The sequence below is a fragment of the Acinetobacter sp. CY81 genome (genome assembly GCF_059515925.1).
On sequence record NZ_JCAKNC010000003.1, the window covers coordinates 278,410 to 294,680 of the forward strand.

A 16,271-nucleotide genomic window follows, 5' to 3' on the forward strand; every position below is an offset into this window, starting at 1 on the left:
AGCATTCATATCAGAAAAACAGTATTGAAATTGGTTAATCCAAGGAAACACAAAGTATTTATGAAACTACAAACATTAGCTTGCGCAGTTGCGATTGCAACAGGTGGTTTATTCTTTACTCATGCGATGAATGATGCGATTGCGGCGAGTGAGCCTGCAACTTCGACAGCTCAAAGTATTCAGCCATCTAGAGAGCAAGCCTTAGTTTCACGTCAGCTTGCAACACTGGTTGATCGCCAACACTATTTAAATATGCGCCTCGATGCTAATACATCGAATCGTATTTTAGATATGTATTTGGATAGTCTAGATCCAGATCACAGTTTATTTCTCGCAGATGAAGTTAATAAATATAAAAAGAAGTATGGCTCAACTTTTGGAGCAGCTTTAAAAGCTGGGGATTTGTCAGGTCCATATACCATTCATGAGCAATATCGTGAGCGCCTGAAACAATTCTACGAATTTATGCTGGCTGAGTTGAAAAAACCTCAGAACTTAAAACAAACTGATGTTTATATTGAAACTGATCGTGAAAAAGCACCGTATTTCGATAAGCGCACTGAACAAGAAGCACAATGGCGTAAAATGTTGGTGTCTCAGCTGATTAACTTGACCATCACCAAAGAAGAAGAAGCGGCTAAACAGTTGGCTTTAAAAAATGATCCAAGTTTGGCTGATGGGCAAGACTTAACCGCGGCAGAAGATTTGACGCCTGTCCAAACCTTAACAAAGCGCTATACACGTCAACTTGAACGTATGGCGCGTATTAAAAGTGATGATGTCTTAGATAAAACATTAAATGCAATGTTGGCGACTTATGATCCGCACAGCAACTATTTTCCACCCGTAGATGCAATGGAATTGAACCGCCAAACAACGCTACAGTTAGAAGGTATTGGTGTTTCGATTCGCCCTGATCGTGGTAATGAAGACTACACCAAAATTGAAACGATCGTTGATGGCGGTCCTGCAAGTAAAACAGGACAGGTTAAATCAGGTGATCGCATCATTGGCGTTGCACAAGATGGCGAGAAAATGGTCGATGTCATCGGTTGGCCAAGTTCTGAAATTGTAGGGCTTATTCGTGGTAAACGTGGTACTAAAGTGACGGTTAAATTGCTTGGTGCAGGTGCTGCCATGAGCCAAGCACGATCAGTGACTATCGTTAGAGACGTGATTCAAGAAGAAGATGCTGGTGTGCGTTCACGTACCGTTGAAATTACCCGTGATGGTAAAAAGCATGTTTTTGGTGTGGTGGAAATCCCATCGTTCTATTTGAACTATCGTGCGCGTAGAGCAGGGGCAGATTATCGTTCTGTGTCTGAAGATACCAACAAAGCATTACAGGCTTTGGCCAATAAAAATGTCGAAGGCATTATTATTGATCTTCGAAATAATCCGGGCGGTTCACTGGAAGAAGTGGCCAAAATGCTAGGACAAGTCATTAAGTCTGGGCCTGTAGTACAGATCCGTGATGGTAATGGTAATGTAAGTGTGTTTGAAGATACCGATGGTGGCAAACAGACATACGCTGGCCCTCTAGCTGTGATGATCAATTTGGCATCAGCATCTGCAAGTGAAATTTACTCTGCTGCGATTCAAGACTATGGTCGTGGAATTGTGATTGGTAGTACGACGACAGGTAAGGGAACAGCTCAAGTTCAGCTTGATACTCTAGCTCATGGGCAAGCAACGCTCACACAGCGTAAATTTTATCGTGTGACTGGTGGCAGTACTCAAAATAAAGGGGTGATTCCAGACATCAAACTCGTCGATATTTATGATGAGGAGTTTGGTGAGCGTAAGGCTAAAAATGCATTGGTATGGGATACTATTGCAACAACACCATTTAAGCGTGAAGGTGAAATTGAAAGCTATATTCCTAGTCTAAGCGCAAAATCTAAGCAGCGTGTTGATGCAGATGCACAGTTCGAATACTTAGAAGCACGTAAAATGATCGCTCAAGTGGCGAAGGAACAAAAGAAAATTGTTCTAGATATAGACAAACGGAAGGCTGAACTGATTGCACTTGAACAGAAAACTTTAGATGCTGAAAATAAGCGACGTACGGAAACAGGTAAAAAGCCTTATCCGAACTGGGAAAGTTATCAGGCTTCAATGGATGCATTGGTTGAATCAAGATCTAAAATCAAAGCAAATCAAAGACCTGCACTTCCAGAGGAAGAAACTTTTGTGACGGAAGCCGCAAATGTTTTATTGGACTTAAATCACTTGAAAAAATAACTAAATTTGCTCTTTAGTTTAGTTAAAAAATGGCATATTTTTATATGCCATTTTTTATGCGATCTCATAAAAAGAACTTGACCTTCAATGAGATGGTGATATTGTTGTAAGCGATAAACGCTCATTAAAAAGTTGAACCTTCTTACATTTATAGGCTGTATTTTTGGGGTTTAAATAAAAGAATAATTAGGTTCAGGAATGGAATAGTCTTTATATGATTCATATGAGTTATGATTACGCACTTGTAACAGGTTCTGTCGTGGCGGCAGTAATTACCTGTTATGTTGCTATTTCATTACAAGAACTCATATTCTCAAATTCTAATTTATCACGTAAAAAAACGCTCTTATTCTTTAGTGGTCTAGTTCTAGGTTTTGCCATCTGGGTGATGCATTTTGTCGGCATGCTTGCCTGTCATTTACCTGAAGGCTATAAATTCTCTCCAAGTGTGACTTTCTTTTCTTATGTCATTGGTGCTGCTGCTTCTATCTTTGCCGTTTGGCTCACGACACGAGAAACATTGCCTTTAAGTCGTTTGGTGCTTGGCTCTTTTGTGATGGGTATTGGTATATCGGGAATGCATTACACAGGAATGGTGGGATTAATCATTCCAGGCCATGTGATTCATTACAATACAATATTAGTCATACTTTCAGTCTTGATTGCAATCTGCGGTACAGGTCTAACCTTCTGGTTGTATTTTAAAGTTAAACAAACAAATTCGAATCATTTCATCTTAAAACTTACGGTTGCCGCATTGTTGGCGATTAGTATTGTGGGAATGCATTACACAGGCATGGCGGCTGCAAGCTTCCATACCATTCAAGAAAGTATTAGTGCAATGGCAGTGCAAGAAGGTCCAGGGCTAATGCTCTTTGTGATTATTGCCATTACTTGTCTGATTTTGGTTGCATCATTTGCAGTAGCGATTTTGGAATTAAGATTAGAAGACCGAAATTTACAACTTCTACGCGTCAATAAAGAACTCGAAAGCTTAGCCTTACAAGATAATCTGACCAAACTTCCAAATCGTTTATTCTTGATTGATTACACCACATCGCTTTTTTCTCTGTATAAATTTTCCAATAAAAAAATCGCATTTATCTATATCGATCTAGATCGTTTTAAAGCGGTAAATGATGCGTTTGGACATCACATTGGTGATGAATTGTTGGTGAAGCTCGCTCAGCGGTTGCATGCATTATTAGAGCCTGATCAAAAGTTGATTCGCATTGGTGGTGATGAGTTTCTAATGGTTCTTGAGGATTTTAAATCAGAGCGAATTGAAGCTGTTGCTGATGAAATTTTAAAAAATATCCAAGACGGTTTTAATGTTGCGGGTAAAGATATCAATGTATCTGCTAGTTTGGGTGTGGTTTATTATCCAGATCACGGCACCAATTTACATGACCTATTGATCAACGCAGATGCAGCGATGTTGCAGTCGAAAGAGCAAGGTCGTAATACGTTCAGCATTTTCAATTACTCACTTGATCAGCAAGAGATTGCTCGAAGCCAATCTAAGTTAATCAATGATCTGTACAAAGCTGTAGAAGAACAACAATTTGTCCTATTTTATCAGCCCAAATTTACTGCGGATCTTAAAATCTGTGGTGTAGAAGCATTGATTCGCTGGAAGCATCCAAGTCTAGGTTTACTTGCACCGAATATGTTTATTGAAGGGGCTGAGCAGACTGGGCTTATTATTAAAATGGGTTATTGGGCACTTGAACAAGCTTGTAAGCAATTACAGCTTTGGACAGCACAAGGGCGTGCATTTGCCCCGATTGCTGTCAACTTGTCAGCAGTTCAATTTGAACATAAGCAACTGATTGATACCTTAGCCAATCTGATTAAAAAATATAATGTCGATCCAAATCATTTAATTATTGAAATTACTGAATCTACAGCCATGCATCATATTGATGTCAGTATTCGTACTTTTGAAAATTTACGTAATTTAGGTATTTCTCTTGCGATTGATGACTTTGGTACAGGGCATTCAAGTTTCTTGTATTTGAAAGATTTACCTGTAGATGAACTAAAAATTGACCGTGAGTTTATTCGCAATTTATCGGTTGGTTCGAAGGATGAGATTATCCTTCGCAGTATTATTGAATTGGCGAAGCGATTAGGTTTAGTGGTTACTGCAGAAGGAGTGGAGACGCAACAACAAGCTGATATTCTTAAGTCATTGGGTTGCCAACAGTTCCAAGGGTATTTATTGGGGATGCCATTGCCAGTGGATCGTCTAGAAAGTACTTTTGAAAATGTGTAAAGCTATCATTTCAATAATTTGCTTATAAATTCTTACCTTCGAATAAACCTTTTATTTTTTCTAAAATTAAATCTCAATCAAATATTTATAGTACTTATCTATAGATAGTTAACACCTCAAAAAAAAGACTCCTCATACCCATATTCTCAACCATTATTTTTTAATATTCAGCATCACAATTTGCCGATGATGATCAGAAAATAATAATGATAAATCTGATACAATACTGCCAATTTTTAAATTTGATCAGCACTTGATCTTGAAGCTGCTCTTCTGCGGCAGGTATTAACCATGAGCTTTACAGATGAATTAGCGGCGCAAGTCGCTCAACGACGTACATTCGCTATTATTTCCCACCCCGATGCTGGTAAGACCACCATGACAGAAAAATTACTGTTATGGGGGCAAGCGATTCAGGTTGCTGGTATGGTAAAAAGCCGTAAGTCTGACCGTGCAGCAACATCTGACTGGATGGAAATGGAAAAAGAACGTGGTATCTCGATTACGACCTCGGTGATGCAATTTCCATTTAAAGACAAAATGATCAACCTACTCGATACACCGGGACATGAAGACTTCTCGGAAGATACGTATCGTACCTTGACGGCTGTAGACTCTGCGTTGATGGTGATCGATGGTGCGAAAGGTGTCGAGGATCGTACGATTAAATTGATGGAAGTATGTCGTATGCGCGACACGCCAATCATTTCATTCGTTAACAAAATGGACCGCGAGATTCGTGAACCGCTTGAATTATTAGATGAAATTGAAAACGTCCTCAAAATCAAATGCGTACCTTTGACTTGGCCTTTAGGTACAGGGCGTGATTTCGCAGGTGTTTACAACATCATCGAAAAGAAATTTTATGTTTATAAAGCGGGTTTTGGTTCAACGATTACAGATATTGAAGTTCGTGATGGTTATGATTATCCAGATCTACGTGAAAAAGTAGGTGACTTGGCTTGGGCTGCATTTGAAGAATCACTTGAGCTGGTTGAAATGGCGAATGAGCCGTTAAATGCTGAAGAGTTTCTTGCTGGTCGCCAAACACCTGTATTGTTTGGTACTGCTTTAGGTAACTTTGGTGTTGATCATGTACTTGATGCATTTAGTTTGTATGCACCAGAGCCAAAAGCACATCCAACTGAAGCCCGTAAAGTTGAAGCAACTGAAGAAGGTTTTACAGGCTTTGTCTTTAAAATCCAAGCGAATATGGATCCTAAGCATCGTGACCGTATTGCGTTTATGCGTATTTGTTCAGGTCGCTATGAAAAGGGCTTGAAAATGAAACATGTACGTCTAGATAAAGATGTACGTATCAGTGATGCATTAACCTTCCTTGCGGGTGATCGTCAGCACTTAGAAGAAGCTTGGCCTGGTGATATCATTGGTTTGCATAACCACGGTACGATTCAGATTGGTGATACCTTTACTTCTGGTGAAAAACTTCAGTTCACAGGTATTCCTCACTTCGCACCCGAAATGTTCCGCCGTGTACGTTTAAAAGATCCATTGAAATCAAAACAGCTTCAAAAAGGCTTGAAAGAGCTTTCTGAAGAAGGTGCAACGCAAGTATTCATGCCACAGAACAGCAATGATTTAATCGTGGGTGCTGTTGGTGTGCTCCAGTTTGAAGTGGTTGCATATCGCTTGAAAGAAGAATACAAAGTGGATTGTATTTACGAGCCGATCAGTATCAATACGGTTCGTTGGGTTTCTTGTGATGATGAGAAAAAGTTTAACGAATTTAAGAAAAAAGCACATGATCAACTGTCTTTAGATGGTGGTGGTCATTTGACTTATCTTGCGCCAAGTCGTGTGAATTTACAGTTGATGCAAGAACGTTATCCTGATATCAATTTCCGTGCAACACGTGAACACTAATACAGTTTAAATACGTATATTCATAAAAACAGCTTCTTTAGGAAGCTGTTTTTATTTCAAAATAGCTTATGATCTTTGGGATGTATTCAAGGACCGTCTGCTGTGAAAATGGAAATGAACAATTCAAAATTTATAGCTACATTTTTTAAAGTATGTTTATTCAGCTTATGCGTTTCGAGTCTGGTGGCTTGTGATTCTAAAAATAAAGAACAGCACGATGCCTCATCTAATATTGATTCGGAAAAACAGCAGCAAACAGAGATTCTTCCATTTTTAAATATTCAAGAACAACCTGCTAAATATGCGCTGCCTTTTTGTGAAAAGAAAAATTGTATTGAGATGGATATTCAGACCATTCAGACACAAGATGCATGGATGAATCAATGGATTGCAGAAAGTCAGTCACACGTCATTCAAAATCAGATTGGTTTGAATCAGGCGATGACATTACAACAAGCGATCAATGCATATGTGAAAAAATCAGATGCTTGGCAAGCTGAGTTTAAAACCAATCATGCTTATGAATTGCATTTGAATACTCGGATTGCTTCGCAACGGAATCAATATGTATTATTACAGGTGATTGTGAATAGCAAACAGCAGAGTATTACGGTTAAAGACCGGGGTTATTTTTTTGTGGCTGATCGTAAGCTACAAAAGAAATTGAGCCTACTGGATGTAATTCAAAACAATCAACAAAATGCATTAAATGAAATGATTCAAGTGAAATATACTGAGTGGCAAGCGGATCAAAGTTCAGATGTGCAGAAAGCAGCGCCTAAAAAACTGTATTGGGGACAAAGCGATTGGTTCTTTGATGGTGAAGGTGTTGGGCTACATTATCGTGCCAATGAAATTGTAAAAGATGGAACTCAGTTGGATATTTATCTGACCAAAGAACAAACTGCACAGGTGTTGCGCCCAGAAGTGCTTGAAAAAATGTTTTAACTTTTTATAAAGATAGGCACTGTAATATTCTATAAAAAATATTCAGACAGATTTAAAACAAAGGTATCTAAACCTATACAAATGAAGCTTGAGCATGCAAAGTGACAGCGCTAGGCTAGGATTTTAGATAAAGCGATTGCCTGATTGGGATCAAGAGATGTTGAAAATTAATAAATTAAGTTTAATGCCGATGCTTAGCGTAGTGGCATTGATGAGTGCCTGTCAGCCAGTCGATAAAGACAAAGATGCCAATAAGTCGCCGATTGACCAAGGCTCAGTATCCGAACCTGTAGTCGAGCAAATTAAACTCATTGGTTCGACGCAAATGATTCCTGTGGAAATTGAACCCTGTCGTGGTAATGGTTGTCCACAAATCCGTATTGATCGTTTAAGTACCAATCAGCCTGAATTAGACAAAGTCATTGATGCAGCGATTATACAAATTCTTAAAACCACCATTGAAGTCGATACCAAAGAAGAAAAAGCATTGCCTGATTTAAGTAGTGTATCTGAGGCAAATGCGCAAACGTCTGTAAGTGAAGCGAAGCCACAGAGTACTGCTGCTCAGACCTTGGCACAGCAAATACAACCTTATGTAAATAACTTTTTAAAATTAGATGATGAGCTGAAAAAACTGGGTGTCAATCACGAAATTACATTTAGTGTGAGTCCGAAAATTTTAAACTCTCAAGAGCCTTTAGCCACTGTCGTGATCAATTCAAGCCACTATTTAGGTGGTGCACATGGTTCTTCAGCACAGCATTATTACAATTATGATTTAAAAGCGAAAAAGTTGGTTGAGTTGAATCAATTACTTGAAGCAAATAAATTGGTTGAGCTTAAACAATTGGCGCATGATCAATTTAAAGCATGGGTGATGGATAATAAATTGGCGGAAAATGTTCAAGACTATGAACAAGCTTGGAAGTTTGAGCTGAGTCAAAACTATTACTTGGGTAAACAAGGTTTGATTTTACAATACCAAGAATATGAAATTGGTCCTTATGTCGTGGGTTTGCCTCGTTTAACCATTCCTTATGATCAGCTTAAAGGGGTTTTGAAACCACAATATCTTCCTGAGGCGTTTAAAGAGCAGCAGGCAAGTTCAGAAGTCGTGGCTAATCAAACGTCATCAACGCAACCCGCAACTGCTCAGACTACGAAATAGCCCTGATGAGTTTTTTAAGTCCTGTTCCTTTGTTTGATACGCATACACATTTTGATGTATCAGATTTTGATGCCGATCGAGAAGAGCTTGCCCTCAAAGCAAAACAGGCAGGGGTGGATGCACTTATCTTAATAGGTTTTCTGCAAGAGCGTTTTGATACCTTAATTCAAACGCATCTTGCATTGAATCAATTGAAAGATGCGCCGAAAAGTTATTTAGCCCCTGGGCTTCACCCTTTTTATATTGAGCAACATCAAACTCAACATTTGGATGCATTAGAAAAGGTATTAATGGAAAATGATTGCGTTGCTATTGGTGAAATTGGTTTAGACACCTTTTTAAAGCAACATAAGCAAGCTGATATGCTGGAGAAGCAAAAACGCTACTTTTCACGACAAATTGAAATGGCACAACATTTCGATAAACCCATTTTACTGCATATTCGCAAGGCGCATGCTGAAACGTTAGCGATACTCAAAAAGCATCAGTTTAAGCAGGGTGGAATTGCGCATGCTTTTGGTGGTGGTGTGGAAGAGGCGAAAGCCTTTATCAAATTGGGATTTAAATTGGGAGTCACAGGCCAAATCACGAATCCTCAATCTAAAAAATTACATACTGTGGTTCAAGAAGTAGGTATTGAGCATTTGGTCTTGGAAACGGATTGCCCGGATATGACGCCATTGTGTTGTCAGCTTTCAACGGAACATCGTACGCGTAATACACCTGTCAATTTACCCTTTGTTTTGGATGGATTGGTTGACGTGTTAGGTGGTGATCGTGAGCAAATGGCAAATCAGTTATGGGTGAATTCCATAGAGGCATTGCATTTGAAGCCTTAGGGTAAAGCTCGAATTGAACAAACAAGACAGATCGAAATGTACTTAGATTAACCAAATAGTGAGTTGCTTCGTTTCAAAGTGTTATGTTTGCTTGAATGTTTAATCGAACTGACATATGTTAATGTCAGAATGAAATGTAGCTCTAATGAATTTATTTAATTCCAAATCTATTGCTAAAACTATTTCTAAAAAATACTCAGTTCTCCAAGCCTCACACCAAAAGCAGTGGGGCTTTTTTTTAACTGTGATTTATTGATCCATTTATTCAGATACGATCATCAGATCGAAAATGCATTTTTCGTGGCTGAATTTGTTAAAATGAAATTTGTATTTTTAAGATCGATTTGAGTTATGACTGAAGTTCTCCAAAATGATGAATATGAGCGCCGTTTTGCAGGTGTAGCCAAAATTTATGGAGAAGACAGTTTTAATCATTATGAGCAGAGTCATGTCATGGTCATCGGCATTGGTGGTGTAGGGTCTTGGGCTGTCGAAGCCTTGGCTCGTACAGGACTAGGTGAGTTGACATTAGTTGATATGGATGTCATTGCTGCATCAAATATTAATCGTCAATTACCTGCCATGACCACAACGTTGGGTCATGAAAAAATTGAAGTGATGGCAGAGCGTTGCCGTGCTATCAATCCAAGAATTAAAATTAATTTGATCGATGACTACCTCACACCTGACAATATTCAAGATGTTCTAGCGAATACCCCTGATTTGATTTTAGATTGTATTGATGATGTGAAAGCAAAATTTGCATTGATGTTACATTGTCGTTTTAACAAGATTCCTTTGATTGTCTCTGGAGGCGCTGGGGGCAAACTTGATCCGTTGAAAATTCGCGTAGCAGATTTATCTAAAACTGAACAAGACCCCATGCTTGCAAAGCTTCGTACACAATTACGTAGCAAAGGGATTTGTAAAAAACCGAAGGAAAAGTTTGGTATTACTTGCGTGTACTCGATTGATAATCCATTCTCAAGTGCTGAAGTCTGCCCAAGTGCAGGATTGCGCTGTGGAGGTTATGGCTCAGCAGTTGTGGTTACGTCGAGCTTTGCTATGGTGGCAGTTTCAGAAGTATTGAAAAAGCTAGATCAGAAAAAAGCACAGCAATCAAAATGTTTAAAATGAGTTGATCAATTCAATTTCATAAAAAAGCCCCTATTTAATCGGGGCTTTTTACATTTAAGCTTCGGTTTGATTTGCTTTCAGTTCACTTGTTTTAAGTTCATTCTCTTTTAAATAGTCTTCAGTACGTTGCATCGCTTCTTTGATATTGGTAATTGCATTTTCAACATCAGCAAATGTTTTGGCATTACCACCACTTAAAGCCTGACGCCATTTACGAGCACCGGGTAGATTTTGGAATAACCCTAAAATATGACGTGTGATAATTGAAAGTGGTGCGCCTTCTTGCATACGTTTCGCAATATACGGCATCATTTGATCCATAATATCAAAGCGATTTGGCATGTCTAAATTCCACAACTGCCCCAACTCTGCTAAAAGGTAAGGATTGTGATAAGCCTCACGACCAATCATCACACCATCAACATGCTTTAAATGTTCTTGAGTTTCGGCAAAGGTTTTTATGCCACCATTGATTTCAATCAAAAGATTTGGGCGGTCTAGTTTTAAGCGATATACATCTTCATAACGTAAAGGCGGAACATCACGGTTTTCTTTTGGTGACAAGCCTTGAAGTAATGCAATACGTGCATGGACGATAAAGTTATCACAGCCTGTCTTTGCTACCGTATCGACAAAATGTAGCATTTCTTCATAGGAATGCATGTCATCAATACCGATACGATGTTTTACCGTCACAGGAATATCAACCACATTTCGCATTTCTGCGATACATTCAGCAACTAAATCTGGTTCTGCCATCAAGCAAGCGCCGATTTTATTGTTTTGTACACGATCACTCGGGCAACCAACATTGAGGTTGACTTCATCATAGCCCCAGTCCTGTGCCATTCGAGTACAGGTCGCAAGGTCTTTCGGATTAGAACCACCAAGCTGTAAAACAATGGGATGTTCTTCGTTGTTATAGTCTAAATGACGATTTGCCCCGCCATGGATAATCGCGCCTGTCGTGACCATTTCGGTATACATGATAATGTTCGGGTTAAATAGACGAGCAAAGAAACGATAGTCACGTGTCGTCCAATCCATCATCGGTGCGACCGAAATACGAGGCGTTAAAGATTGGATTGATGACATAGACGAGATCCGAGGCGAAGAACATAAAGAGCGCAGAATTATACGAGTTTTCGACAGAAATCGACAGTCTTAGAAAAAGACATACATTGAATGTAAGCGACATAACAAAATCAAAATTGTGAAATCTTTAAAATTTAAGTATGTTGATTCAATAAGATGTAAAAATAAGAGGTCGTGATGATCTATGTACTCGAAGAAATTTTTAAAAGCAGTAAAAATAATAATTCTGAACGATTCAACTTGAGGGTTCAGCGTTCACTGAGTTGGCTTAAGAAAGCAGTATTGATGGAACAAGATAAAGATCTTCAGTTTTTAAGCTTGAGGGTTTCTTTTAATGCAATCTATGCAGAAGATGTAGAGCGTAAAAATCAGCAAAAAGATCATATCAGTCAATTTTTAGCGCTAATCTCACGACAAGACCAAACACAGCATTTATCTCAAATGGTTTGGGGGAAGTTATTCGAGCCGATTCAAAAAATACTCGCTAACCCTTATTCTTATCAAGCCTATTGGGACTATCGCAATCAGGTTGTGTCTCAAGTGACATGGAAGGAAAGCTTTGAACATGAGAAAAAGCTTATTCACGATGTATTCGAGACTAAAAATTTGAATGAAATCCTGTCTGTAGTATTGAATCGAATGTTGACGATTGAACATCAAATTTTACAAGGCGGTTCAAGCTATAACAGCAGTATTAACCGACCTTTGATCAGTCAGTGTTGTGAAATATTAATCGCATTGATCCCTGCAATTTTAGAATTGTTAATTAACAATGCACAAAAATGGCACTTCTTAAAACCACACTATCCTGTGGTACAAGTTTCATAGTGCAAGATTCTGTATCAAATATCTTTCTATAAAAGTAACTGCAAAAAGCCCCTAAGAGGGGCTTTTCTATTTGTGATATTTTTGAGTAAATCTAGGTTGTTATGCGATATTTTGACGACGGATAAAACGTAAATCAAGTAATGCAAAAAAAGCAGCACATATCACTAAGCCTACGCCGACGAGGCATGACATTGCCCAGCCACCATGATGCCACGCATAGATCCCTAAAGCAGAACCTGCAGCACCACCGATAAAATAAGAGGTCATATAAATCGAGTTGATTCGAGATTTCGCATCTGGACTAAGTCTGAAAATAATATTTTGATTACTGCTATGTACTGAAGCGAGCCCGAGATTGATCAGACCAAAACCAATGATGTAACTGATTAGATACACCTGACCAAAATATAAGAAGATCCAGCTGGTCGCTAGAATACCAATCCCACTCCAAGTGATGGTTTGGGTATAACCGCGATCTGCAAATTGTCCAATTTTTTTAGTTGATAATGCACCGAAGATACCGACTAAGGTGAGTAGACCGATCATGACATCGGACAGTTGGAAAGATGAGCTGAGTAGTATCGCGATAGTGGAAAACAAAATACTCATCGTGGCAAATGCAAAAGCACCTATGCATGAGCGAAAGATCAAACGCGGTTCATCTTTGAGTAATTGCCCCATCGAACGGAAGATACTGGCATAACTCATTTTACTGCTTTTGATATAAGGCAGTCGAAGGTTCAGAACCACGGCTACCATGAGCATGAGTATGCCACTCACAATATAAATCAGTTTCCAATTGAATAAATTTGACAGTAAGCCAGCTAGACTTGTTGAGATGAGAATACCGACAAGTAATCCACTCATGAGTAAACCAACCACTTCACCAGTTTTTTCAGGTTTCACTGCCATGGTCGCAAAAGGAATCAGAATCTGAGCCGCAACAGAAAACAAACCTGTGATGATTGTTCCTATCCAAAGCATTTCAAGATTGACTGAAAAAGCACAAATAAATAATCCTACAGATGCCAAAAACATCAGCAAGGGAATAAATTTAGTTTTATTGAGAATGTCGCCCATCGGGACGATGAACAATAAACCCAGTGCATAAGATACTTGGGCAAATGTCACATTCAATGCTACATCAGAAGCAGGTGCTTGAAAGTAAAGTTGAATAGAATTAATTAAGGGTTGTGAGTAGTAATTTGCACCTGCGCAAATACCACATGCAATTGCCATTAATAACAACAGTGCTTTGTCCTGACTAATATCCTTCTGATTCAGATGGTCGAGGTCATACTGCATTTTTTAACATCCTTGTGATCACCTTAAGCACAATAAGCTGTTGCTTCAATCTCAATCAGCATATCTGTAGTTGCTAAACAAGGAACAGGTATGAGAGTACAAGCAGGAAATTTCTTATCTTTCCATATTCTATTCATTTCGTGAATTAAAAGCTGATGTTTTTGTGAATCATGCTTCACGATCAGTATTCGCAAAATTGCGATATCTGAGAATTGCGCTGTTCTATGCTTCAATGCAATTTCAATATGATGAAATGCATTAATGAGTTGTTGATTGAAATCAACGGGACAAACACCATGAATATTCTCACCACCTTGACCTGCGATATGAATAATCCGTGAGAAATTCTTTACTTCTGCAATATGGCTGTAGCCATAAGGAATAGGGTCATATAAAGCCGATGGGTTGTAAATATTCAGAATGGGATCTTGTGTATTGTGATTAGAATTTGACATGACAAGGTGACATTTAAAAGATTATGAGGGATTATCAAAGCTCTAGTTAACTTGAGGTCAAGTGCTGTGGTAGAAAATTTAGGGCAGTGGTTAAGTATTGGTGCATTAGCACAACGTAGTGGCGTTTCAGTCGCAACACTAAGGTTCTACGAAGATAAGGAGCTTATTTGGAGTACACGAACTGAAGGCAATCAAAGACGCTATCAGCGATCGATGTTACGTCGAATTGCGATTATAAAAGTTGCCCAGCAAGTTGGAATTAGCCTTGCTGATATCAAACAAGAGTTTGAAAATTTACCGAGACAAGGTGTGACTGGTCAAAAAGATTGGCAGAAAATGTCGAAGAGCTGGCATGCGCTATTAGATGAAAAAATTATCAAATTACTACAACTGCGTCAGCAATTGGATTGGTGTATTGGATGTGGCTGTTTATCTATGAATGAATGTCCGCTCCGTAATCCAAATGATCAGCTAGGAGAGCAATCCGCAGGAGCACATTTTAATCAAATATTATTTGAGTTTGATAACAAGCACTTGATCATTAAATAAATGCTCAACATTATGCGGCGAATAGTTTGATTAAAATAAGAGTGTATTTAAGTCGAGCTTTTAACGACCTAATCTACTTTTTGACAACGAGATGATCATCACGCCAACAATATTCAGTGCACAACCAAACCATTGGATGATATTCATCGATTCACCCAAAAATAAAGTAGCTAAAATAATCGTTAGGATCGGTCCGATAGAACCAATCATGGCTGTTTGTGAAGCTCCAATTCGCGCAATACTTTGAGCCACCAGTAAGGTTGGAATCACGGTCACGCCAATACCTAAAGCAATGCCATACCAAATCACGACATCGGGAAGTTGCATGAGAAGTTGTACAGGGTTGGGTGTTGCAATGACGTAATGAGCCAGTGTTCCGATACAAGCAACACTTAACGCCAAACCTGTGAAGTTCCAAGAGCCAAATTTTTGAATCAGTTTAGGTGTGAATAGGAGGTAAATCGCAAAACACACCGCGCTTGCAAAAACCAAACTTGCACCGAGCCAAAAATTACTTTCATGCGGTACATTGCTTTGCTCTTGCCACATCACAATCACGGTTCCGCCGTAACTGAGTGCAATCGCAATCATACTTTTTAAGCTTAATGCTTGTTTATAAATAAAGCTTGATGCTAAGACCGTTAAGGTTGGATAGAGAAATAGAATAATTCTTTCTAATGAAGCACTGATATACATCAAGCCTGCAAAGTCCAACCAACTCGAAATATAGAAACCGAGTAAGCCTGCAAAGATGAGAAGTAGCCAATCTTGACTGCTTAAATTTTTATTATGATGCCGATAGAACCATGCAATCAATAAAAAAAAGGGTAAAGCACTCAGCATTCGTAAAGCCATCAGGACTGTGCCATCAACTAAACTTGATAACTCATAAGCCTGTTTAATGAAAATAGCTTTGGTACTAAAAAGGAATGCGGCAGATAGAGCGAAGACCGAGCCCAGTTGAGTGCCTGATAAGGTGACTTTCATTTGGATCTACAGTTTCTCTATATAAAATTTTTAAGCGTGGAATGAAATGATTACCCGCAGAGTGGCTGTTCAGTATATGGAATTTTGACCAATGAATAAAATAATAAAAGTTGATTTAGTCGATAGCAACCAGGCATCTCTTTCAAATCTGAATCTTGTACATTTAAGTCGTTTAAATATTGTCAGTTTAAGAATAAAGGTTTTAGCATTCGAGTAGATCAACTCATTTCAATCGCTATTGGTTTTGTGCACCAATTTGGTTCAAAATTAGAATTTTAGTGTTAAGACATCATCAAACAAAATGCAGATACAAATTAAATGCATCAAATTGTGATATTTGTGATTAATTAAAATGCTTGTTTGTTGTGCGTTTTAAGCATTTTTCTTATGCGAAGTGCATTTTAAATATATATGAATAAAAGTATTGACCGAATTGACAACGAAAAAATTAATTAAAGGTCATGCGAAATACTCACAATGATCAAAGAAATGTCATTAAAGCAAATGGATAGTTTGACTGAATTTGAAAGCTCGAGTACATATGATTTTAGGTC

General features: G+C 38.5%; 13 protein-coding genes. 9 read left to right on the plus strand and 4 right to left on the minus strand.

Annotated elements, in window-relative coordinates; all coding sequences use genetic code 11:
* Positions 1–60: 60 nt before the first annotated feature.
* From AC5YDM_RS05810 to AC5YDM_RS05840, 7 genes are all read left to right on the plus strand, one after another.
* Positions 61–2,244, plus strand: a complete 2,184-nt coding sequence (locus AC5YDM_RS05810; RefSeq protein ID WP_496151164.1) for a carboxy terminal-processing peptidase — start codon at positions 61–63, stop codon at positions 2,242–2,244.
* Between the two features lie 214 nt (positions 2,245–2,458).
* Positions 2,459–4,522: a bifunctional diguanylate cyclase/phosphodiesterase gene (locus AC5YDM_RS05815; protein ID WP_496151165.1), complete on the plus strand. Its 2,064-nt coding sequence runs from the start codon at positions 2,459–2,461 to the stop codon at positions 4,520–4,522.
* Between the two features lie 291 nt (positions 4,523–4,813).
* Positions 4,814–6,406 (plus strand): peptide chain release factor 3, encoded by a 1,593-nt coding sequence (locus tag AC5YDM_RS05820; RefSeq protein WP_496151166.1) that lies wholly within the window; start codon positions 4,814–4,816, stop codon positions 6,404–6,406.
* Between the two features lie 108 nt (positions 6,407–6,514).
* Entirely contained in the window at positions 6,515–7,354 is an 840-nt protein-coding gene (locus tag AC5YDM_RS05825) for a hypothetical protein (RefSeq protein WP_496151167.1), read from the plus strand.
* A gap of 157 nt (positions 7,355–7,511) precedes the next feature.
* Positions 7,512–8,522, plus strand: coding sequence for an RsiV family protein (locus AC5YDM_RS05830; RefSeq protein WP_496151168.1), 1,011 nt, complete (start codon positions 7,512–7,514; stop codon positions 8,520–8,522).
* A gap of 5 nt (positions 8,523–8,527) precedes the next feature.
* Entirely contained in the window at positions 8,528–9,361 is an 834-nt protein-coding gene (locus AC5YDM_RS05835; RefSeq protein ID WP_496151169.1) for a TatD family hydrolase, read from the plus strand.
* Between the two features lie 351 nt (positions 9,362–9,712).
* Positions 9,713–10,498, plus strand: coding sequence for a tRNA threonylcarbamoyladenosine dehydratase (locus AC5YDM_RS05840; RefSeq protein ID WP_496151170.1), 786 nt, complete (start codon positions 9,713–9,715; stop codon positions 10,496–10,498).
* Between the two features lie 54 nt (positions 10,499–10,552).
* Here AC5YDM_RS05840 and dusA read toward each other — a convergent pair whose 3' ends face one another.
* Positions 10,553–11,593 carry a tRNA dihydrouridine(20/20a) synthase DusA gene (gene dusA / locus AC5YDM_RS05845; protein ID WP_496151171.1) on the minus strand — a complete coding sequence of 347 codons (1,041 nt, stop codon included), beginning with the start codon at positions 11,591–11,593 and terminating at the stop codon, positions 10,553–10,555.
* A gap of 177 nt (positions 11,594–11,770) precedes the next feature.
* Between dusA and AC5YDM_RS05850 the strand changes: the two genes are divergently transcribed.
* Complete coding sequence (locus AC5YDM_RS05850; RefSeq protein WP_496151172.1) at positions 11,771–12,421, plus strand: hypothetical protein; 651 nt, start codon at positions 11,771–11,773, stop codon at positions 12,419–12,421.
* Positions 12,422–12,520: 99 nt separating this feature from the next.
* Here the strand turns inward: AC5YDM_RS05850 and AC5YDM_RS05855 are convergent, their stop codons facing one another.
* Both AC5YDM_RS05855 and AC5YDM_RS05860 read right to left on the minus strand, forming a co-directional pair.
* Entirely contained in the window at positions 12,521–13,726 is a 1,206-nt protein-coding gene (locus AC5YDM_RS05855; RefSeq protein ID WP_496151173.1) for an MFS transporter, read from the minus strand.
* Positions 13,727–13,749: 23 nt separating this feature from the next.
* Entirely contained in the window at positions 13,750–14,181 is a 432-nt protein-coding gene (locus AC5YDM_RS05860) for a RidA family protein (protein WP_496151174.1), read from the minus strand.
* Between the two features lie 66 nt (positions 14,182–14,247).
* Here AC5YDM_RS05860 and soxR point away from each other — a divergent pair, with 66 nt between their 5' ends.
* A complete protein-coding gene (gene soxR / locus AC5YDM_RS05865; RefSeq protein WP_496151175.1) occupies positions 14,248–14,730 on the plus strand; it encodes a redox-sensitive transcriptional activator SoxR in 483 nt (160 codons plus the stop codon).
* Between the two features lie 60 nt (positions 14,731–14,790).
* Here soxR and AC5YDM_RS05870 read toward each other — a convergent pair whose 3' ends face one another.
* Positions 14,791–15,717 (minus strand): DMT family transporter, encoded by a 927-nt coding sequence (locus tag AC5YDM_RS05870; protein WP_496151176.1) that lies wholly within the window; start codon positions 15,715–15,717, stop codon positions 14,791–14,793.
* Positions 15,718–16,271 lie beyond the last annotated feature (554 nt).

What these genes read in the sequence shown, in the direction of transcription:
- AC5YDM_RS05810 (WP_496151164.1), top strand. Translation starts at nt 61, where the DNA reads ATGAAACTACAAACATTAGCTTGCGCAGTTGCGATTGCAACAGGTGGT.
- AC5YDM_RS05815 (WP_496151165.1), top strand. Translation starts at nt 2,459, where the DNA reads ATGATTCATATGAGTTATGATTACGCACTTGTAACAGGTTCTGTCGTG.
- AC5YDM_RS05820 (WP_496151166.1), top strand. Translation starts at nt 4,814, where the DNA reads ATGAGCTTTACAGATGAATTAGCGGCGCAAGTCGCTCAACGACGTACA.
- AC5YDM_RS05825 (WP_496151167.1), top strand. Translation starts at nt 6,515, where the DNA reads ATGGAAATGAACAATTCAAAATTTATAGCTACATTTTTTAAAGTATGT.
- AC5YDM_RS05830 (WP_496151168.1), top strand. Translation starts at nt 7,512, where the DNA reads ATGTTGAAAATTAATAAATTAAGTTTAATGCCGATGCTTAGCGTAGTG.
- AC5YDM_RS05835 (WP_496151169.1), top strand. Translation starts at nt 8,528, where the DNA reads ATGAGTTTTTTAAGTCCTGTTCCTTTGTTTGATACGCATACACATTTT.
- AC5YDM_RS05840 (WP_496151170.1), top strand. Translation starts at nt 9,713, where the DNA reads ATGACTGAAGTTCTCCAAAATGATGAATATGAGCGCCGTTTTGCAGGT.
- dusA (WP_496151171.1), bottom strand. Translation starts at nt 11,593, where the DNA reads ATGTCATCAATCCAATCTTTAACGCCTCGTATTTCGGTCGCACCGATG.
- AC5YDM_RS05850 (WP_496151172.1), top strand. Translation starts at nt 11,771, where the DNA reads ATGATCTATGTACTCGAAGAAATTTTTAAAAGCAGTAAAAATAATAAT.
- AC5YDM_RS05855 (WP_496151173.1), bottom strand. Translation starts at nt 13,726, where the DNA reads ATGCAGTATGACCTCGACCATCTGAATCAGAAGGATATTAGTCAGGAC.
- AC5YDM_RS05860 (WP_496151174.1), bottom strand. Translation starts at nt 14,181, where the DNA reads ATGTCAAATTCTAATCACAATACACAAGATCCCATTCTGAATATTTAC.
- AC5YDM_RS05870 (WP_496151176.1), bottom strand. Translation starts at nt 15,717, where the DNA reads ATGAAAGTCACCTTATCAGGCACTCAACTGGGCTCGGTCTTCGCTCTA.